This is a genomic window from Glycocaulis alkaliphilus, assembly GCF_004000605.1.
Lineage (GTDB): Bacteria > Pseudomonadota > Alphaproteobacteria > Caulobacterales > Maricaulaceae > Glycocaulis > Glycocaulis alkaliphilus.
In genome coordinates this window covers 770,548-790,812 of record NZ_CP018911.1, presented here as the reverse complement: position 1 = coordinate 790,812, position 20,265 = coordinate 770,548, and the positions used below count along the sequence as shown (strand labels likewise).

19 protein-coding genes are annotated in these 20,265 nt (G+C 63.1%); 7 read left to right on the top strand and 12 right to left on the bottom strand.

The window, feature by feature from the left end:
* The first annotated feature begins 206 nt into the window (after positions 1–206).
* On the top strand, positions 207–1,025 hold the full coding sequence (locus tag X907_RS03725) for a GntR family transcriptional regulator (RefSeq protein WP_170175450.1): 819 nt from the start codon (positions 207–209) through the stop codon (positions 1,023–1,025).
* 4 nt (positions 1,026–1,029) lie between these two features.
* Positions 1,030–1,725, top strand: a complete 696-nt coding sequence (locus tag X907_RS03720; protein WP_127565702.1) for an SDR family oxidoreductase — start codon at positions 1,030–1,032, stop codon at positions 1,723–1,725.
* 1 nt (position 1,726) lies between these two features.
* On the opposite strand, the gene X907_RS03715 is transcribed toward X907_RS03720, so the two are convergent.
* Positions 1,727–3,241: an aldehyde dehydrogenase gene (locus X907_RS03715; protein ID WP_127565701.1), complete on the bottom strand. Its 1,515-nt coding sequence runs from the start codon at positions 3,239–3,241 to the stop codon at positions 1,727–1,729.
* Between the two features lie 222 nt (positions 3,242–3,463).
* Here X907_RS03715 and X907_RS03710 point away from each other — a divergent pair, with 222 nt between their 5' ends.
* Positions 3,464–4,663 (top strand): FAD-dependent oxidoreductase, encoded by a 1,200-nt coding sequence (locus X907_RS03710; protein WP_127565700.1) that lies wholly within the window; start codon positions 3,464–3,466, stop codon positions 4,661–4,663.
* A 7-nt stretch (positions 4,664–4,670) separates the two neighbouring features.
* Here X907_RS03710 and X907_RS03705 read toward each other — a convergent pair whose 3' ends face one another.
* Positions 4,671–4,958: a hypothetical protein gene (locus X907_RS03705; protein ID WP_127565699.1), complete on the bottom strand. Its 288-nt coding sequence runs from the start codon at positions 4,956–4,958 to the stop codon at positions 4,671–4,673.
* Positions 4,959–4,997: 39 nt separating this feature from the next.
* Entirely contained in the window at positions 4,998–5,735 is a 738-nt protein-coding gene (locus tag X907_RS03700) for a hypothetical protein (RefSeq protein WP_127565698.1), read from the bottom strand.
* A 184-nt stretch (positions 5,736–5,919) separates the two neighbouring features.
* Here X907_RS03700 and X907_RS03695 point away from each other — a divergent pair, with 184 nt between their 5' ends.
* A complete protein-coding gene (locus X907_RS03695; RefSeq protein WP_127565697.1) occupies positions 5,920–7,077 on the top strand; it encodes a class I SAM-dependent methyltransferase in 1,158 nt (385 codons plus the stop codon).
* A 71-nt stretch (positions 7,078–7,148) separates the two neighbouring features.
* Entirely contained in the window at positions 7,149–8,465 is a 1,317-nt protein-coding gene (locus tag X907_RS03690) for an MFS transporter (protein WP_233352508.1), read from the top strand.
* On the opposite strand, the gene X907_RS03685 is transcribed toward X907_RS03690, so the two are convergent.
* The 9 genes from X907_RS03685 to X907_RS03645 form a co-directional block, all read right to left on the bottom strand.
* Complete coding sequence (locus X907_RS03685) at positions 8,453–9,976, bottom strand: ABC transporter substrate-binding protein (RefSeq protein WP_127565696.1); 1,524 nt, start codon at positions 9,974–9,976, stop codon at positions 8,453–8,455. The two genes, X907_RS03690 and X907_RS03685, sit on opposite strands and share 13 nt — an antisense overlap.
* Entirely contained in the window at positions 9,973–10,860 is an 888-nt protein-coding gene (locus X907_RS03680; protein WP_127565695.1) for an ABC transporter ATP-binding protein, read from the bottom strand. The genes X907_RS03685 and X907_RS03680 overlap by 4 nt, the downstream gene beginning before the upstream one ends.
* Complete coding sequence (locus X907_RS03675) at positions 10,857–11,654, bottom strand: ABC transporter ATP-binding protein (RefSeq protein ID WP_127565694.1); 798 nt, start codon at positions 11,652–11,654, stop codon at positions 10,857–10,859. Before X907_RS03675 ends, X907_RS03680 begins: the two co-directional genes overlap by 4 nt.
* Complete coding sequence (locus tag X907_RS03670) at positions 11,651–12,463, bottom strand: ABC transporter permease (RefSeq protein ID WP_127565693.1); 813 nt, start codon at positions 12,461–12,463, stop codon at positions 11,651–11,653. The genes X907_RS03675 and X907_RS03670 overlap by 4 nt, the downstream gene beginning before the upstream one ends.
* Positions 12,463–13,386, bottom strand: coding sequence for an ABC transporter permease (locus X907_RS03665; protein WP_170175449.1), 924 nt, complete (start codon positions 13,384–13,386; stop codon positions 12,463–12,465). Before X907_RS03665 ends, X907_RS03670 begins: the two co-directional genes overlap by 1 nt.
* A 124-nt stretch (positions 13,387–13,510) precedes the next feature.
* Positions 13,511–15,685, bottom strand: a complete 2,175-nt coding sequence (locus X907_RS03660; RefSeq protein ID WP_127565691.1) for a TonB-dependent receptor — start codon at positions 15,683–15,685, stop codon at positions 13,511–13,513.
* Between the two features lie 206 nt (positions 15,686–15,891).
* Positions 15,892–16,674, bottom strand: coding sequence for a GntR family transcriptional regulator (locus X907_RS03655; RefSeq protein WP_127565690.1), 783 nt, complete (start codon positions 16,672–16,674; stop codon positions 15,892–15,894).
* 72 nt (positions 16,675–16,746) lie between these two features.
* Positions 16,747–18,312, bottom strand: coding sequence for a glutamine-hydrolyzing GMP synthase (gene guaA, locus X907_RS03650; RefSeq protein WP_127565689.1), 1,566 nt, complete (start codon positions 18,310–18,312; stop codon positions 16,747–16,749).
* Between the two features lie 49 nt (positions 18,313–18,361).
* Positions 18,362–19,066 (bottom strand): hypothetical protein, encoded by a 705-nt coding sequence (locus X907_RS03645; protein ID WP_127565688.1) that lies wholly within the window; start codon positions 19,064–19,066, stop codon positions 18,362–18,364.
* Positions 19,067–19,288: 222 nt separating this feature from the next.
* Here X907_RS03645 and X907_RS03640 point away from each other — a divergent pair, with 222 nt between their 5' ends.
* Positions 19,289–19,927 carry an SRPBCC family protein gene (locus X907_RS03640; RefSeq protein ID WP_127565687.1) on the top strand — a complete coding sequence of 213 codons (639 nt, stop codon included), beginning with the start codon at positions 19,289–19,291 and terminating at the stop codon, positions 19,925–19,927.
* Positions 19,928–19,932: 5 nt separating this feature from the next.
* A complete protein-coding gene (locus X907_RS03635; RefSeq protein ID WP_127565686.1) occupies positions 19,933–20,262 on the top strand; it encodes an ArsR/SmtB family transcription factor in 330 nt (109 codons plus the stop codon).
* Positions 20,263–20,265 lie beyond the last annotated feature (3 nt).

Here is a 20,265-nt window from a genome sequence, read left to right as displayed (position 1 = left end):
CACATCCTCTCAAATCGGGCTGGCTCAAATGTTATAAATATAGACCATTTAAGCAAGCTGCCAGCGCTGCGATCCTGCGCCCCCTCCGCATACCTGCTGCATAATGGCACGAACGGCTTGCTGATCGGGTGCGACGCGGGACAGTATCAAAGAAAAAGGGGTGGCGCCTGTGGTGGCCGCCTGCCCTGATGCCGGAGGATGACGACTTGCCAAAATCCCAACAGGCCGACGCCGCGTCAGAAGTTGGCCGCCGCCGTCTTGGTTCGTCGCAGACAACCAGCCTGCCCGTCTACCACCAGCTCTACACGATACTGCGCCAGCAGATTCAGGACGGCATGTTCGACCGCGACCAGCCTTTGCCGCCGGAAATGACGCTGAGCAAGACCTATGATGTGTCCCGCGTCACCGTGCGTCGCGCGCTGGAGATGCTGGAACGCGAGTCGCTGATCGTGCGGCGCCACGGCGTCGGCACATTCGCGTGCCCGCCCGGCGGAGAAGGCGGCAATGAACGTCTGGCCGGTCTAGTCGAGAACCTCATTACGCTGGGCCTCGACACGACCGCCAAGCTGATCGCGTTTGACGCCGCCGCGCCGGTTCCATCGGTGGCCGCCGCTGCTCTGAACCTGAAACCCGGCTCCCCTGCGCTGCGCATTGAGCGCCTGCGCTATTACAAGTCCAAGCCCTTGTCGCTGACGACCCTGTTTCTGCCAGCCGCGTTCGCGTCGCGGATTTCGGAAAAGGAGCTCGATGACCGGCCGGTCATGCGCATTCTGGAAGCGACAGGCATCAAGGCCATGCGCGCCGAGCAGACGATCAGCGCCGTCGCCGCCGATGACCGCGCGGCAAACCGTCTCTCGGTCGGGGTTGGCGCCCCTCTGATCCGCCTGCGCCGTACCGTGTTCGACGAGGCCGGACAGCCCTTCGAGCACCAGCAGGGCCTCTATAACCCTGACCAGTACGAGTACCACATGCTGCTGACGCGCGATAACAGCTCAAGCCGGCCGCAATGGCGCCATATCGGATAGATCCATGCCACGTGTATTGATCACTGGCGCCAGCCGGGGTGTCGGCCTGGCGCTGGCCGGTGTGTTCGCTGAGCAGGGTTGGGACGTGATCGCCACCTGCCGGGAAGGCGCAGCCAACTCGTCCCTCGGCGAGCTTTCGCGCCAGTTTCCCGGGCAGATTCGCATCGAAACGCTGGATGTCAGCGACGCCGCTTCACTGGACGCGCTGACGGGATCACTCGACGGCCTGCCCATCGATATTCTGGTGAATAATGCAGGCATCACCCATCGCGACACACAGCTGGGCTCGCTCGACTATGATGCCTGGCGCGCCGTGCTGGAGGTGAATTTGCTGGCACCGGTGCGCGTGACCGAAGCGCTGCTGGAGAATGTTGTTGCCAGCGATCAGAAGAAGATCGTCGCCATTTCCAGCAGCCTCGGATCGATATCGCGCACCAGCAGCGGCAATTATTTCTACCGCACCAGCAAGGCCGCGCTGAACATGGCCATGCGTTCACTGGCGCATGATCTCAAAGAACGCGGCGTGACAATCGCCCTGCTCAGCCCCGGCTATGTCGATACTGATTTCACACGCGGCGTGGGCGGCCCGAAGGTCTCGGTCCGCGAAAGTGCTCATGGTCTGTTCGAGGCGATGACAGCGATGACAATCGCCGATTCGGGCCGCTTCTTCCGCTATACGGGTGAGGATCTGGACTGGTAGCTCAGCCCATTCCCAGCTTGCGCAGCGGCACATCGCCAACGGGAATCGTCACCGTTTTCTCGTCGGTGAAGAAATCGCGCGAAGCTGCCGCGCCATCCCGGCCAATGCCGGAATCCTTGATGCCGCCGAACGGCGCGCGCAATTCACGCATCAGCGGCGTGTTCACCCACATCAGGCCGGTGCGCACATTGCGGCTGATCCACAGCGCCGTATCAAGGTTCTGCGTCCAGGCATAACCGACAAGACCGAACTGGGATTCGTTTGCCAGCGCAGCCGCCTGCTCACGTCCGGAAAACTTCAGGAAGGCCGCGAACGGGCCGAAGATTTCCTCCTGACAGACACGGCTGGCATTGTCGGCGGCCAGCACGGCGGTCGGCTCCATGAAGTAGCCATCGCCCTCAATGGCCTTGCCGCCGGTGAGCAGTTTTGCACCCTGGCTTTGCGCGATGTCGACATAGGACAATATGTGCTCGCGGTGGCGCGCCGAGGCGATCGGGCCAAGCTCGGTATCATCGGCCATCGGATCGCCGATTTTCAGCTTGCGCGCACGCGCTACAAACGCCTCGACGAAATCATCGAAAATCGGCTCTTCCACGAGTATGCGCGAGCCTGCGAGGCATTGCTGTCCATTATTGGAGAAAATACCCAGCAGCGCGCCATCCAGCGCGCGCTCCAGATCGGCATCGGCGAAGATGATATTGGCCGACTTGCCGCCCAGCTCCACCGAGGCGGGCTTCAGCCGCTTGCCGGCGGCCTGCATGATGGTGCGCCCGGTGGCCGTGCCGCCGGTGAACGCAACCCGGTCGATTCCGGGATGATCCACCAGCGCCACGCCCGTCACGCCCCCGCGTCCATTGACCAGATTGACCACACCGGCGGGCACACCGGCCTGATGAATGATCTCCACAAGCCGGGCCAGCGATAGCGGCGTCTGTTCTGACGGCTTGAGCACGCATGTATTGCCGAAAGCGATGGCCGCCGCGATCTTCATGGATGCCAGCGCCAGCGGTGCGTTCCAGGGCGCGATCAGCGCCGCGACACCGGCCGGTTCGCGTGTGACGAAGGTCAGGTAGTCGCGGTTCTGGGTCCAGACTTCGCCCGGCTGCTGGCTGATCACTTCGGAGAAGAATTTGAAATTGTAGGCCGCGCGGCGGATGTGGCGCTGACGCACCTCGCGCATGACGATGCCGGTGTTCAGGCACTCCAGATAGGCGAGCTCCTCGTCATGGGCCAGGATCGCATCGTGGATGGCTTGCAGCACCGCCTGACGCTCTTCGATGGCCAGGCGTGGCCAGGGACCAGAATCGAACGCGGCACGGGCGGAGCGGACGGCCTTGTCCACTTCGCGCTCATCGCTTTCGTGCAGCTGGGAGACGATCTGCCCGGTGCCGGGATAAAAAACGGGGATCACATGGCCATTGCCGCCGGGCACAAAGCCGCCATCAATAAAAGCTGTCACCAGCGTCGGGGTGGCGGCGGCAGGCTTGTCATTGGCACCGGAGGCGGACTGAGCCATGGGCAGGATCCTCGAAAACGGGTTCACGCGCTGGTCCCGGCGGGACCGGCAGATGTCTGACTAAAAATACGACATGAGGCGCTCCGACAAGTCAACGGACCTGCTGCATCGCCCCTCCACCTTTCATTTTATCTCTCATTCAGCGCTTTGGTCAGTCCGTGGGGGTTGCCGAACCGCTCGCACAAACGTATCAAGAAACAGACAAGTGGGGTAGAGGACTTCATGCAAAAGCTTGATACGCAGGTCATTATCGTCGGTGCAGGTCCGGTCGGTCTGGCGGCGGCGCTGCGCCTGAACGCATTTGGTATATCGTGTGTCGTTCTGGAAGCTGAACCCACATTGCCAGAGGACTTGCGCGCCTCGACATTCCACCCTCCGACGCTGGACATGCTGGACGAGTATGGAATCGCCAAGCCCCTGATCGATCAGGGCCTGGTCTGTGGCTCCTGGCAGATCCGCCAGCACGAGACGCATGACCGCGCGGTCTTCGATCTTTCGCTCCTGGAAGGTGAAACCCGCCACCCTTTCCGGCTGCAGTGCGAACAGTTCCGCCTGTGCCATATCCTGGCAGATGCGCTCGCCAGCGCACCTTTTGCCGAGATCATCATGGGCGCGCGCGTAGAAACGGTCACGCAGAGCGACGACGCCGTGCAGGTGCGCGCCATCAAGGATGGCGAAGAGCTCTCGATCAGAGGCCGTTACCTTATCGGTGCAGACGGCTCACGCAGCACGGTACGTGAACAGGTTGGCCTCACACTGGAAGGGCTCACCTATCCGGAAACCACCATTCTGGCGATCACCGACTTTCCGTTTGAAGAGCACCTGCCAGGCCTCTCCAACGTGAACTATGTCTGGCGCGATGGCGGTACATTCTCGCTTTTGCGGCTGAAGGAGTTCTGGCGCTGCTCGCTTTACCCGTCAGAGGGCGAATCCATTGAGGAGGCGCTTACGCCCGAAAGCATCCAGCGCAAACTCAATGCCATCGTGCCGCGCAATGAACCCTATAATGTCTTCGAGATACGCCCCTACCGGGTGCATATGCGTATCGTGTCCGACTACCGCCGCGGCCGTGTCGTGCTGGCAGGCGATGCGGCCCATGTAAACAGCCCGAGCGGGGGCATGGGCATGAATGGCGGAATACATGATGTGTTCAACCTGACGGCCAAGCTGAAACGCGTCCTGGCCGGAGAATCGGAAGATCTGCTCGATCTCTATACCCGGCAACGCCGCCCGGTGGCCGAAGAGGAAATCCTCCAGCAGGCAGACCGCAACCGGCGCCGCATGCAGGAGCGCGACCCCGAAAAGCGGCGCGTGATACTCGACGGGCTGAAAGCCGTCACATCGGACCCGGTAAAGGCCAAGGCCTATATCATGCGCTCATCAATGATCGATGGTTTGCGCCGAGCCGAAGCGACAGCGTGACGCCGCCCTATTCGGGCGGCAGCGCATCCAGCTCTTCCTGAAGCACATAGAAAACTCTCTGATTGAACGCCTCATGGCGCTCGCGCCGGGCCGCCAGCTGCTCCGGCGTAGGCTGATAGGCATCTATCGTGCCCGGCTCTATGACGGACTTGCCAGCCAGCACCGCCTCAAGACTGTGAACCCGCTCAGACAGCACCGCGACCTCTGCCGCCAGCGCCGTGATGATCGCCGTCAGCCGATCATTGGCCGCATCTTCAAAGAATACCGGGCGGGGAGCTTTGGGCGTCGACGACATGGGATATTCCTGTTTTCGAGAGAGACGGGTAGGCGGGGTCTAATTCTGGAGAGAGGCCATAAGGGCCGGAAAACGGTCATGGAGGCGCTGGCGCCAGGATGCGCTGGCAGCCAGCCAGTCCAGCGGTGAGGAAGGCTGACCCAGAGCGGCACTGGCTGCCCAGGCTGTACACAGATTGGATGACAGCATCGGAATGTCGGCATCTGGCGAGGCAACCGCCAGAGCGGACAGGCTGGGCGCTCCGGTACCCAGCGCCAGCACCACATCGCCTTCCATCCGCGCGGCCAGTTGCAAGGTACACAAGATCGCACGCGCATCACGCGAATAGATGGGATGGCCAGATGCCGCGGGCGGCACTGAGAGCACTTTGCGCACGTCCAGACCTTGCGCTGTCCACCATTTTACCGCTGCGGCTGTAAGGCTCTCCGGATACGGGCTGACCAGAACCAGCCTGCGTGCGCCCAGCGCCGTCACCGCATCGCTCACCGCATTGGCGGCGGAGATAAGCGGCATATGTCTGCCCGCATGATCGAGAAAACGTCCCGGCGCGTTCGCTGGAGGAACAAGATAGCTGGAGCCTGTGCAGGCAAAAATCGCTGCATCAAGCGGGGCATTGCCAAAGGGCGCCATCCATCGAGCCATATCGCCGGCATAGCGCTCCAGCCGGACGTTCATGTCAGGCTCAGCTATGTGCATGCGCGTTGAAAGCAGATTGATGTCCGGCCCCAGCAGAACCGAGAGTTCCGGTTCGGCAGTCGGGTTTTCAGCCGGAGTCATCAGCGCGATGACCCCTGACCTGCCAAGGTCGGGTCTGGGCTGCGAAAGGGCTGGATGGGCGGCTCTGTCTGTCACAAACTCGATCCGTCAGCGGAAAACATCTGGCACCTTGATCTTCTAAGATGTATTTATTTAAATACAAGTTGTCCATATCGAGTGCCAGCTAGCAAAGCGAGACCGCCCGATGATCATCGACCGCACTGCCACCCATGACATTCTGGCCCGCCCCAACCATGACGAGGCAGCCCGCACCCAGTATGTCGTGCAGCTCAAGCGCCGCCTGACGCAGCTTCAGCCGGGCAATGAGAAAGTGTTCCGCGCCCGTGCAGCCAAGCGGCATGAAGCAGCGACCGGCCAGCAACCGCAAAGCCAGGCAGAGATCGGCGAGGCGATGGCGGTTGATCCTTACTACCAGCTCTGGAGCGCGCTGAGCTGTAGCGCACAGGAGCTGATGTGGAACAGTGTCGAGGAGACTATCCAGCGCGACCTGCCGCGCATGCAGGACGCTGCCTCGCGCTTCAGCAATGCCCCGGCTGGCGGCACGCTGTCGCTGGCCCGTGACTTCAACGCGCCCGGTGACGCCTTTGCGGCCCATATTCATGGCCAGCCGGGCGGCTATATGCGCGATACGGGCGGCAACGACATTATCGCTGGCGCCCTGTATGAGAGCGGTGGCAATGCCTTTTCCGCCGGCACCGGGATCGGCGCGAAAGACAGCAAGTCAGCGGCCGTGATCGATTTTCTCGAAGAGCGCTACGGCACGATGCGGCCCTTGCGCATTCTCGACCTTGCCTGCTCGGCAGGCGGGGCGTCTGTGGGTTATGCGGCGCGCTTCCCGGACGCGGAGGTTCACGCGGTGGACGTCGCGCCAGCCATGCTGCGCTATGCCCATTTGCGCGCCGAGGCCATGGGCCTGAAAGTGCATTTCCACCAGATGGACGCCGCGCGGATGGATTTCGAGGACGAGAGCTTCGACCTCGTGATCTCCCACAACATGATGCATGAGGTTTCGCGCCCCATGCTCGGCAAGATTTTCGCCGAGGCGCGCCGCGTTCTCAAGCCGGGCGGGGTGGTCGTTCACCAGGACGTGCCGGTGAAGGGCGCCGACTTCTCCGAGTTCGAGAAGTTCATGTTCGCCTGGCAGACCAAAAACAATAACGAGCCGTTCTGGGATGACTTCCTGAACGCCGACGTCCCCGCCGTCATGCGCGAAAATGGCTTTGCCGATGACGAGGTGGTCGAGACCACGGTAAAAATGCGCGACGGGCCTCGCTCCTGGTATCTCGTTCTGGGCGAAAAGCCGGATGCCAGCGGGCAACGCGGCACCGCCCTTACGTCCTGACACCGCCGCCAGACCCCGCCCCCGGCGTGGGCGGGGAGCCGGCTGACGGCCTGCCGGCACCACGCCGGCAGTTGTCTGCGCTGGCCATCGCCGTTGCGATAGCCATGTGCGTGCTGGATGCCAGCATCGCCAATATCGCACTGCCCGCCCTCGTCAGCGCTTTTGACGCGCCGCCATCACGCATGATCTGGGCGGTCAATGCCTACCAGCTAACCATACTCGCGCTCCTGCTTCCCATGGCCGCGCTGGGCGAGAGCATCGGATTCCGCCGCGTATACGGAGCGGGACTGGCCATCTTCGTTGCGGGTGCCGGTTTATGCGCGCTGGCGCCTGATGCCAGCTTCCTGATCGCCGCCCGGGTTTTTCAGGGCATCGGCGCAGCCGCCATCATGAGCATTAATGGCGCTCTGGTGCGCCACACCTATCCCGTCTCCATGCTGGGGCGCGGGGTCGGGCTGAACGCGCTGGTAGTGGCGGCATCTGCCGCTGCCGGGCCAGCCGTGGCGGCCGGCATATTGTCGGTGGCAGACTGGCGCTGGCTGTTTGCCTTCAACGTGCCGATCGGCCTAGGCGCGCTAGCCCTCGCTGTCTGGGCCCTGCCCGGTGCGACGGCCAGCCGGGCGCGGTTCGACTGGGCGGGCGCAGCGCTCAATGCGGCGGCCTTCGTGTTGCTCTTCCTGGGTATCGACAAGGGACTGCACGGCCACCCCGCAGGCTGGGTCATGGCCCTTTCAGGGCTGACCCTTCTGGCCGCGCTGGTCTGGCGCGCCCGCGCCCACCCTGCCCCGCTCGTGCCGGTGGATCTGTTGCGTATCCGGTCTATGGCCCTTGCGGCCAGCGCAGCGGTAACGGCTTTCATGGCCCAGGCGCTGACGATGATCGCCCTGCCCTTCCTCATGCACGTCGTGTTCGGCCGCTCTCTGGTGGAAACAGGGCTGATGATGGTGGCCTGGCCGGTAGCAACCGGCATGGCAGCCAGCTTCAGCGGTTCGCTTACCGGGCGCGTGCCTGCCGGACTGTTCGGCGGCGTGGGCATGACCGTGTTTGCGGCAGCCCTTGCCGCGTGGGCTTTCATGCCCGCCTCGGCTCCGCCTGCCCTGCTGGTAGCCGCGCTGGCAAGCTGCGGTATAGGCTTTGGCCTGTTCCAGAGCCCCAATGCCCGCGACATACTGATGGCTGCGCCGCGCGGGCGCAGCGGCGGGGCCAGCGGCCTGCTGGCCTCCGGGCGGCTTGCTGGTCAAACGGCCGGCGCTGTGGTGATGGGCGGCATGTTTCACTTCGCAGGCGACAATGCGCCCCGGCTGGCGCTGGGCCTTGCGGCGGTCTTCGCCCTGCTGGCCGCCGCGATCAGTCTGGCAAAGCTTGGCGGCGCGCCTCAGCGGCGCTGAAGCGTGATCTCTTCATAGACCGGCACGCGGTGGCGTATCTGCACGCCCTCCACATGCGGGCCGTAGGCGAACAGGTCGCGGTGCTCCACCAGAAAGACGGACGGCGCAGCCTCCCGGTAGGCGCGCGCCAGCGCGTGATACGCCTCACGCCGGGCATCTTCGTCATGCAGCACGCGAGCGGCCTGAAACTCTGCCGTGATCGCTTCGTCGCAGAAATACGGCACGAAACGCCCGCAGGAAAAATCATTCATCGCACGGGTGATGTCATTGTACTGAAAGCTGTTCCAGGACAGGGCAAAGGCATCGCCGCGCCAGTTATTGGTCAGCAGCCGGTTTAGATACTCTGGCAGGGTGACAATGCGCAGCCGGGTGTTCACACCCACCAGACGCCAGTACTCGGCCACAGCCTGCGTCATCAGATCATCGCCCGGCGCCGCATCGGTCAGCACTTCCATCGTCAGTTCAAACCCGTCCGGCCATCCCGCTTCTGCGAGCAGAGCGCGCGCGCGTTCGGGATCGTAGGGGTAAGGCTCAATCGAGGGATCATGGCCAAACACGCCGCGCGGTGCTGGCTGGCCGGAGGGGATCGCACCGCCCGGCAGAAGCGCGGAGATCGCGTCCTTGTCGACGGCATAATTGAGCGCCTGACGCACCCGCACATCGCGAATGGGCGAATTCTCGCTGCTGCCCTCGACGCGGAAAGTGTAGGCCTTCACCTGCATGGACGGGGTGGAGAGAATGGGAAATCCGCCGCGCTCCAGCCTGTCCATCTCCTCCAGATCAATCAGGGCCAGATCGACATCGCCGGAGAGAAGCGCCTGGGTGCGGCCAGCCGAGCTCGGCAGCTCCAGAAACACGAGCCGGTCCAGTGAGGATGCGCGCCAGCTATCGGAATTGCGCTCCAGCGTCAGATGGCGGCGGCGCTGGTCCCAGCGGGTCATGATGAACGCGCCTGTGCCCACCGGCGCGCGGCTATAGGCATCCAGGCCGATCTCCTGCAGGGCGCGCGGCTCCACCATGTTCACCGTCACCAGACGGCGCGGCAGAACGGGATCGGGGTTTGCGGTTTCAAACTCCACGGTCAGCGCATCAATCGCGCGCACCGCCACGATGTCGCGCATTTCAATGCCGATCAGATTGCGCCGCCCCTCCGGTGTCGCGAGCCACTCAAACACCTCCACCACGGCGTCGGCGTCGAAAGGCCGCCCGTTGGAGTAACGCACCCCTTCGCGCAGGGTGAAGCGCCACACGCTGGGCGAAACCAGCTCCCACTCCACCGCAAGTGCGGGTTCCGGATCGCCATCGAAATCAAGCCGGGTCAGCCCGTCAAAAATGGCATGCCACAGCAACGAGCCGGGACGGCCATTGCCGCGATAGGGATTGCCAAGACTGGCCGGGAGAGACGCCACCCCGACGCGCAATACCTGTTCGTCACCGGCGCTGCTGCCCGCATCCGAGCAGGCGGCCAGTGCCAGGCAGGCGACGGCACAGAGAGCCAGCAGCCATCTCATCGTGCATCTCCCATCAGCGCGCCGCCCCGGATGATGTCCATCACGCCTTTAAGGGCCTCCTCCGATACCGCTTCTCCGTTCTCCAGCGCCTCGGCAAGGCGCGGATCGGACAGCGCGGCGCGCGGATTGAGGGCCGCCGCGAGCAAAAGCCGCGTATAGGCCGATTTCGGATTATAGAGCACGTCGCTCACCGCCCCCTGTTCGACCACATGGCCCTTCTCAATGACGCATACATCGTCGGCCATGCGCCGCACGCTGCGCATGTCGTGGGAGACAAACAGCATGGCAAGGTTCAGATCGCGGCGCAGGTCCGACAGGAGGCGCGAGACATGGTCCTGCGTCGTGAAGTCCAGCGCCGACAGCGCTTCGTCGGCGATCAGCAGGCGCGGCTCCATGGCCAGCGCGCGGGCAATCGCCACGCGCTGCTTCTGCCCGCCCGACAATTCGCGTGGCCGGCGGCGGGCAAGGTCAGTGGAAAGCTGGGTCATCTCCATCAGCTCGGCCACGCGAACCGCACGGCGCGCCGCATCGCCATAGCCCGTGACCAGCAGGGGTTCCTCGATAATGGCATGGACGCGGTGCAGCGGGTTGAGGCTGGCGCCGGGGTCCTGAAAGACCATCTGGATGATACGCCGCGTCTCTGGGGGACGCTTGCGCAAGGGTGGCAGGGCCTGTCCATCCAGCAGCATCTCTCCCGAAGCAGGCGCCACCAGCCCGGCCACAGCGCGGACAAGCGAGGATTTGCCCGATCCGGACTCGCCCACCACCGCCATGACTTGTCCCGGTTCAAGGTCGAACGAGCAGCCATGCAGCGCCCGGAAACGGCTCTCGCCCTTTCCGTAGTCGATCACCAGATCGCGTATCTGAAGCAAGGGAGTGCTCATCGGAAACGCGCGCCTCCCGGGGCATGCGAGAGCAGCTCGCGGGTAAACGGATGAACGGGCGAGGAGAGCAGCTGATCGGTTGGCCCCTCCTCCACGATCACGCCTTCATTCATCACGGCCAGCCGGTCACAGATGGCCGATGCCGCGCCAATATCATGGGTGATGAACAGGCAGGCCGCACTTGAAGCCTGATGGCGCAGCAGGGCCAGTATCTGCAGCTGGACCGTAGGGTCGAGAGCGGTCGTCGGCTCATCGGCGATAATCAGGGCTGGCTGGTTGACGAGCGCCAGCCCGATCATCGCGCGCTGGCGCTGTCCGCCCGACAGCATATGGGGATAGGCATCCACTGACGCATCGCGGCCCGGAAGCCGCATGGTGGCCAGCGTCTCGATGGCCAGTTCGCGCGCCTGTCTGGCGGGCAGGCCCTGATGCCGGCAGATCGACTCCACCAGTATCGAACCCACGGTGCGCAGCGGGTTGAAAGAGGATAGCGGGTCCTGAAACACCATGCCGATGCGCCCGCCCCGGACCTGGCGCATCTGCGCTTCGGACAGAAGGTCGATGCGCTCGCCTTCCAGGCTGATTTCGCCAGTCTGAGTGAGCGCCTCGGGCAGCAGCCGGGCAAGGGAGAAGGCCGAGATCGTCTTGCCGGAGCCGGACGCGCCGACCATGCCCAGTATCTCGCCCCGGCCGATGGTCAGGGAGAGACCGGGCACGAGCACATTGTCACCTGCAGTGATGCGCAGGCCGTTGACGCCGAGCGAGGGCGGCGCGGATGAGGCAAGCTGGCTCATCGGTTCGCATTCCTGAGATGCTGGCCCAAAGCATGCGCACAGACGATAATCGCCACCATCGCCAGAGCCGGAGAGAGCGTCAGCCAGGGCGCCGACAGCATATAGCCCCGGCTTTCAGACAGCATCGCGCCCCATGTCGCAGCCCCCAGCGGTGCGCCGATCCCCAGGAAAGACAGCGCGCTCTCGGCCACGATCATGTCGGCAAAGTGAAACACGACCAGCACCGACAGGCTGGGTATCAGGCCGGGCAGGACATGGCGCACGAAGAGGCGGATGGCGGGCATCCCCGTCATTTCGGCGGCCAGCACATGCTCGCGCTCGAACAGGCTGCGCGCCTCGGCATAGACCACGCGGGAAAATACCGGCCACGTTACCAGCCCCAGCGTCAGCACTATGGAGAAGAAGCCGGCATCGCCCATGACCGCGATCACGGTCACCGCCAGCACGAAGGGCGGGAAGGCTTGTGTAAACGTAGTCAGCAGGCGCATGACGCCGCCCAGCGCCGACTGTCCGCGGGCCGCCACCAGCCCGAACGTGGTGCCGATGACAAAGGCGATGAAAGTGGCGCTGAGCGCGGTAGCAACCGACCAGCGCAGGCCCGTAAGCAGGCGGGCCAGCACATCGCGCCCCAGCTCGTCCGTGCCGAGCAGATGCCCGCCGGTCAGCGGCGGAGCCAGACGCAAATCCAGATTCATCGCCCTGTGGTCATGGCCGGACAGCGCGTCGCCAAACACCATGATGACGAGGCATACCAGCGCCGCAAACGCCAGAAGGATGCTTAAGGCCGGAACGCGCTTCAGAGAGCTCATCACCCCGCCCCCCTGGCATTGCCGATGCGCGGGTCCAGCGTGGCCTGAAGCTGCTCTGCCAGAGCGTTGGTGGCGAACACGCCAAGCACCATCAGGAACACGACGGCCTGAACCACCGGAAAGTCGAGGCTGAGCGTGGACTGGACCAGCAGCCAACCAATGCCCGGCCAGGCGAAGATGGTTTCAATCACCACCAGGCCGGTCAGCATGAAGGCAAACTCCGCCCCCACCAGCGCGATAGCGCCCAGAAGCGCGTTCGGCGCCACATGCCGCCACAGGATCACATTGTCTGGCGCGCCGCTCGCCTTGGCTGTGCGCACATAGTTAGAGGTCAGCGCCGCATAGGTGTTGGCTTCGACCACCCGGATCAGCTTGGGCGCCAGGAAGGACACGACCGACAGGGTCGGCAGTATCCAGGTTGCCGGCCCGCCAAAGCCGACCGTCGGCAGCCATTCCAGCGCGACGGCGAAAATATTGATCATCAACAACGCGATGACGAAGCCGGGAAAGCCCTGCATCACGGTGATGAGCCCCCTCACGCCACGCCGCGCCATGCCCTTGCGGGCCTGTCCCAGCCAGAGCCCGGTCGGAAGGGAGATCATCAGGTTCACGCAGAGCGCCATGAAGGCGAGAAACAGGGTGGCAGGAAAGGAGATGAGCGCCTTTTCCAGCGCCGGTGTGCCATCAGCCAGCGACACCCCGAAATCCAGGGTCAGCAGCTTGCCGGCATAAATGAAATACTGGATCAGGATCGGCTCATCGAAGCCATATTCGGCGCGGATCGCTTCAACCTGCGCAGGCGAGGCCCCCTCACCCGCCAGCACGATCGCCGGATCGCCCGTCAGGCGCAGCAGAAAGAACAGCACCGTCATCGTCGCGAACAGGACGAAGGCCAGATCACGCAGTCCTCTAAGGGCAGACACGGGGTTGAACTCTTCCTTACGGGCTACGCAACAACAGACGGGCGCCGGGAGCATTCGGGCGCTCCCGGCTATCCACCGGAAGCGCCCTCAATGCGAACGCGAGACGGATCTCGATGCTAACCTATCAGAACGACATCTCGTAGGTGATGCCGAACTGACGTCCACGCGGCAACGTGCCGAGGAAGCCCCGGCGGTTTGAGTCGCCGAAATCGACATAACGGGTCACACCCAGCGGCTCGATATTGTCGAACAGGTTGCGCCCGAACAGGATCACGCGGTGCTGGTTAAGCTCCCAACCCAGCTGGGCGTTGGCCACATCGCGGCCGTCCACCCATGCCAGATTGCTGACCTGGGCAAACTTGCGGCCACGATATGCGTAGGTCGCATCGAAGAAGCCGCGCGAGTCGTTGAACATCGGCCACCAGATATGCGTGCCCACCGAGAACTGCGTGCGCGGTGCATTCGGCGCAGTGTTGCCGGTAATGTCACCATTGCCCGTCAGCGTGTTGTGGTCAGGGTCGAACGCATTCGTATATTCGGATTCCGCATAGGAATACGTGCCACGCAGACGCCAGTTGTCCGTGACCTGGAACTCGCCTTCGACCTCGAAGCCGCGCACTTCCAGCTCACCGACATTGCGGATGAACGGAGCCGTACCACCGACCGCCACAACCGTGCTCTGGGTCAGCTGCTGGTTGGTCCAGTCAATAAAGAACGCTGCCGCATTGAGGCGGACACGCTGGTCAAACAGATCGCTCTTGATGCCGATCTCGTAATTCCAGGCGCTTTCCTCGCCGTAGGACAGCTGGTCGGGCGCGAGGCGCACATCGGCGTTAAAGCCGCCGGGCTTGTTGCCGCGGGCCGCCGATGCGTAGAGCATCGTGAAGTCATTGGCCTGATAGGCCAGTGTGAAGCGCGGATTGGTGCTGCGATAGGTGGCGCTGAGATCGAAGTTCGCCGCGCTGCCCGTCAGCGTCAGCTCTTCCTCGGCGATGCGCACCTCTGCGGTACCCGTCAGCCGGTCTGTGAAGTCGAACCGGGCGAGGGCGAAGGCAGCATAGTTGGTTACGCCCACCACGCCGTTATCCTGCAGCGCGTCCGTCGCGAAACGGTAACGCCCGTTCCAAGTGTCTCCATTGTAGTAATAGACACCGGCAAGCCAGCTGAAACGCCGGTCCACTGGTGAGGCGATACGCAATTCCTGCGAGAAGCTCTCGATATCGATCCGGTCATCGACGTGCAGCGAACCGCCCAGCGCGGCAATCGGCAGGAAGTCGAGATCGGCTTTACGGGACTCGTAGGAGTTATTGTACCCGCTGATCGAAGTCAGCGTGAAGCCGTTCTCGAAATCGTATTCCGAAATCAGGCTGATGCGGGTGGTCTCGCGCGAGACACCGCCGCCGCCGACCGCATCAAGGTTGAGCGTGATGTCTTCCGGGCCGACATTGATCGCGCCGCAATAATAGCGGCTGGCCGTGGACAGGAAGCAGTTATTGTTCGATGCGCGCTGGAGCACCATGACCTCGTGGCCGTCATCATTCTCCGCGTAGGTGGCGCGCAGGGTGAAGCTGAGATTGTCGCTCGGCGTGAAACGCAGACCGCCCGAAATACCGCGCGTCTCCTCCTGGCCAATCGTGCGGCCAAAGCTCGGATCGCCGACGGCATTGTTCTGATACTCACCGCCATAGGTGTAGTAGTTGAGCGCGAGTTGACCGCTCAGCACGCCATCGACAATCGGACCGCTGATGCTGCCAAGAAAATTGTACTCGTCATGCTCGGCAGCGGTCACGCGCAGCTGCCCTTCAAAGACATCAGACGGCTCGCGGGTGGTGTAGCTGATGGCGCCGGAGAAGGTCTGGCGGCCATAGAGCGCGGATTGCGGCCCCTTGATCACCTCGATCTGGTCGACAAAGGCAAGCTCGGTCGCGAACAGGCTGTCGGGGATGTACACACCGTCAATGAATGACGCGGCATTGGGCACACCCAGCACGTTCGACTGGCCGCGGATCACCGGGCGGTCAAAGCGCCGCCCCTGGTCCTGCTCCACATTCAGCCCCGGCGTGATCGAGCTGAGATCCTGCGCGTTGCGGATGCCGCGGCGCTGAATCTCGGCCGCCGTGTACGCCGAAACCGCGATCGGAACCTCCTGCAGGTTCTCCTCGGTCTTGCGGGCGGTAATGGTGATTACCTCCAGCTGCGGGCCTGAGCGGGCAATCTGCTCACCCTGATCCTGTGCAATTGCCGGTGCCGCCATCGCCAGAGCGATGAGGGCGGTAGTCGTGAGTGCAGTGGTGCGCATGGAGTTCCCCTTCTGCCAACTTGTATGGCTTATAATACCACGCAACGCTGCACCAACCCCGCACGCTCTGTCAACGTCATCATTCCGATACGCCAAGCATATTGCACAAACCCTGTTGCACAAAGGGCGCGGCACGCTTCTCAAAGGCAGGAGCCGGGAAATGGTATATTGTACGCAAAACCATACAGGCGGTTTCGACACCGGCCCTAGCCATCCTGCTTCCAGGCGCTGTCGGCAGAGGCGCGTTTTCTGCGGGTTTTCAGATGGTACTGAAAGCGGTCGGAGCGATAATAGGCCGTGATCAGCTGGACAGGCACGCCATCGCGGTCACGCATGATCCGCTCAATGCACAAGAGCGGCGAGCCGGGCGGGACGCCCAGCGCCGACGCAACGGCTATTTGCGCGCTGGTGGCGGTTATCCATTGCTCTGCCTCGCAGACCTCCGCTCCGGCCTTCTCCAGCAATACGAGCATGGGTTCAGTGCCGAGCGCTTCGGCCGGGATCTTGCGGGCAATCGCGTCCGGCAGATAGGTGGTGAGGTGGGAGAAGGGCTCGTCCTGAAGCTTGCGCAGGCGCACGATACGCTTCACCGGCGCACCAGCCGGCAGGGCCAGAGACTCGGCCACCTCCTCGCTCGCGCTGACCGAGCTGTGCTCGACCAGCTCAATCTGGGTTTCCAGCCCCATCAGGCGCAGGGACTCGATGAGATTGTCGAACGAGCCTTTCACCATGGGCGAGAAGCCCGGCGCGGCAACAACCGTGCCCCGCCCGCGATGGCGGCTGACGAGGCCTTCCGATGCCAGCTCGTTAAGGGCGCGCTTCACCGTTATGCGCGACACATTCATCAGGCGCGCCAGTTCCTGCTCGCCCGGCACAACATCGCCAGACGCCAGTATGCCGCGGCGTATCCTGTCACGCAGTATCAGGTAGACCTGATGGTAAAGTGGCGTGGGCAGCCGCGCATCGACCATGCCCGGTGTGAAATCCATCGTCCCGACGCGCCCCTTCAAGAATCACGGCTAAAGCTAGCCTGCCCGGCCCGCCATGTCAGGCTATGGAGATTACTCCCACTCAATCGTTCCCGGCGGCTTGCTGGTCACGTCATAGACCACGCGGTTGACGCCGCGCACTTCATTGATGATGCGTGTGGCGACGCGGCCGAGGAAGTCGTGATCGAAGGGGAAATAGTCCGCCGTCATGCCGTCAACGCTCGTCACGGCGCGTAAGGCCAGCACGCTGTCATAGGTGCGCTCATCGCCCATCACGCCCACGGTGCGGACGGGCAGCAGCACGGCGAAGGCCTGCCAGATCACATCGTAGAGACCTTCTTTCTTGATCTCCTCGATATAGATGCGGTCGGCGGCGCGCAGAATATCCGCCTTTTCCTTCGTGACCGCGCCCGGAATACGGATGCCGAGGCCGGGACCGGGGAAGGGATGACGGCCGACAAAGGCTTCAGGCAGGCCCAGCTCGCGCCCTAGCGCCCTCACCTCGTCCTTGAAGAGCTCGCGAAGCGGCTCCACCAGCTTCATGTTCATGCGCGCAGGCAGGCCGCCGACATTATGGTGGGACTTGATCGTGACGGACGGGCCGCCATCAAAGCTGACGCTCTCGATCACGTCCGGATAGAGCGTGCCCTGGGCCAGGAAATCGGCCCCGCCGGCGAGCTTTGCCTTCTCCTCGAACACATCGATGAAGAGCTTGCCGATGGTCTTGCGTTTTTTCTCCGGGTCATCAATCCCGTCCAGCGCGGAGAGGAAACGTTCCCCCTCATCGGCGGCGACCAGCGGGATATTGTAATGCTCGCGGAAGAGGGTGACGACCTCTTCGGCCTCGCCATGGCGCATCAGGCCGGTATCCACGAACACGCAGACCAGCTGATCGCCAATCGCCTCGTGGATCAGCACGGCGGCAACGGCGGAATCCACCCCGCCCGACAGGCCACAGATCACCCGGCCCTTGCCCACCTGTTCGCGGATGCGGGCAATCGCCTCATCCTTGAAGGCGGCCATGGTCCAGTCGCCCTTCATGCCCGCAATACCGTGGGTGAAGTTCTTCAGGAGCAGCGCGCCGCGCGGCGTGTGAACGACTTCGGGGTGGAACTGCACGCCATAAAACTGGCGCGCCTCGTCCGCGATGGCCGCAAAGGGGGCGCCGGGGCTGGTGGCGATGACATGGAAGCCCTCGGGCGCGGCCATCACGCGGTCGCCATGGCTCATCCAGACGCGCTCGGTATCACCCACCTCGCCGAGGCCCTTCAGGAGCGGGCTTTCCGCCACGATCTGAATGTCGGCGCGGCCAAACTCGCGATGATCAGATGTCTCCACCCGCCCGCCGAGCTGCGCGCACATGGTCTGCTCGCCGTAGCAGATGCCCAGAACCGGCACGCCTGCCTCGAAGAGATAGGGGTCAGCGCGCGGACTGTCCTCCCAGCTCGTCGAATGCGGGGAGCCGGAAAGGATGATGGCCCTGGGGCCGTAATCCTTCACGAAATCCGCATTGGCGCGGTTATAGGGATGGACCTCGCAATAGACGCCGCTTTCGCGCAGGCGCCGTGCGATAAGCTGTGTCACCTGACTGCCGAAATCGACAATCAGGGCGCGTTCGTGTTCGGCAGGTATATCCATGCGCAGCGATTAGCCGAGATTCTCGTCCGTGGCGAGGGGGTGGGTGGAATCAGGCAATGATTCGTCCCGGCACGACGGTGTGCAGGTGGAACATCAGCTCTTCAACGCCGTCATCCATATCTTTCAACCTTATCAGGCGGCCGGACTTGGGCCTTATCCAGTAATAGCCCAACAGCCCGGCACTACCGGCGGCTTCAATGTCCCTGAACTTTACGGTCCGGCGACCGACCAGCGGATGAGAGATTTCAATCTGCTCCTCATTCCATCTGATTTTCACGAAATAGATGCTGTAGAACTTCATCGCCATCACGGTGCCGAAGCACAGGATGAGAACTCCAACGGCCGGTAAAAGCACCGCGTCCCACCCGCTCGGCCCTGGGTCAGCAATGAAAACAATCGGCAGAACAAAAAGCCCGCCGATGATCGACGTGATGGAAAACAGGCCATAGGCCCAGCCGAAATACTTTTCATATCTTGGTGGTCCTATCGCGTGCCAGCCCGCGCCGGCGGGCTCGACCTTGGAAATGCCTGCCGGATTCCGGACCGTTACGGTCAAAATACCGATTGCAACCAAGAGCGCCCCAAACCCAAGCATATCGATTGAGAAGATGGTTTCTTCCCAGCTTCGTCCTGTTCGATGCCTGCTCAGGCTAGCGAATAAGATCAGCCCAAAAGGGATACACAGCGCATATATTCCGAGGAATTTCAGGAGGTCGCGGGGCCGCCGCCACAACGGGCTCTGTTCCTCATCCATATTCTGTCTCCGGCGCTGTGCGTCACGCGAAGCAGCGATTCCCGCAACCCTACTCGGCGTTCACCGACATGCACACGCAAAATCGGTTGGCGCCGGTCGCTCCGCTGCGCGGCCATAGCAGCAAGCCACATCCCTCCCGCTTCCCTTTCACCCCCTTCCCTCGTTTGACTATCATATAATTTTTTACTTATATAAGTTATATCGAAATCATGGGAGACAGGCATGCATATCGACATTGCAGCGGCCATCGGGGCCACGGCCCGCGAGGTGCGCAATCTGGAGCGGGACGGCAAACCCGCCGTCGCGATTGTAGCGAGCCGCACCTACGCCACCCGTATCGAGGATTTGTGGGAGGCGGTGACTACGAAAGAGCGCCTCGCGCGCTGGTTCTCGCCCGTGTCGGGCGATCTCCGCCTTGGTGGCCGGTTCCAGATCGAGAATAATGCGGCTGGCGAAATTAGCGTCTGCGAGCCGCCGCGCACGCTGGACGTCACCTGGGAATTCTCCGAACAGGTCAGCTGGGTAAGCGTGCGGCTCTACACGGCAGGCAATGGCCATGCGCGCCTGGAACTCACCCATCTCTACGTGGTCGATCCCGACTGGGAAGAAAAATACGGCCCCGGCGCGGGCGGTGTCGGCTGGGATCTGGGCCTGGGCGGGCTGGCGCTATTTGTCAGCGGCGAGGTGACCGCGCCGGTGGAAGCGAGCGGCGAATGGTTCGCCTCGCAGAATTATCGCGATCTGGTCGATGCCAGTGCCAAGGCGTGGGGCGAGGCGCATGCAGCCTCCGGCGCACCGGCAGACGAGGCCCGCGCGGCGGCTGCCCGCACCGCCGCCTTTTTCAAGGGTGAGGAGCAATAACCTCCATGCACGCCTTTGACGTCCTTGGAGACCCGGTGCGCCGGCGCATACTGGAACTCTTGGCCGACAGCGAGCTGCGCTCCGGGGAGATCGTGGAGGTGATCCGCGCCGAGTTCGGCATCAGCCAGGCCGGCGTCTCCCAGCACCTGAAAGTCCTGCGCGATGCAGGCTTTGCCAGCTCCCGCGTGGACGGGCCGCGCCGCATCTACACGCTCGAACCCGCCCCGTTGCAGCAGGTTGATGACTGGCTATCGCGCTTCAAGGGCTTCTGGACGCACAAGCTCGAAGCCCTCGCCACCGAAGTGGCACGGGGGCAGAAGGAGCGGGGGGAGTGAGGC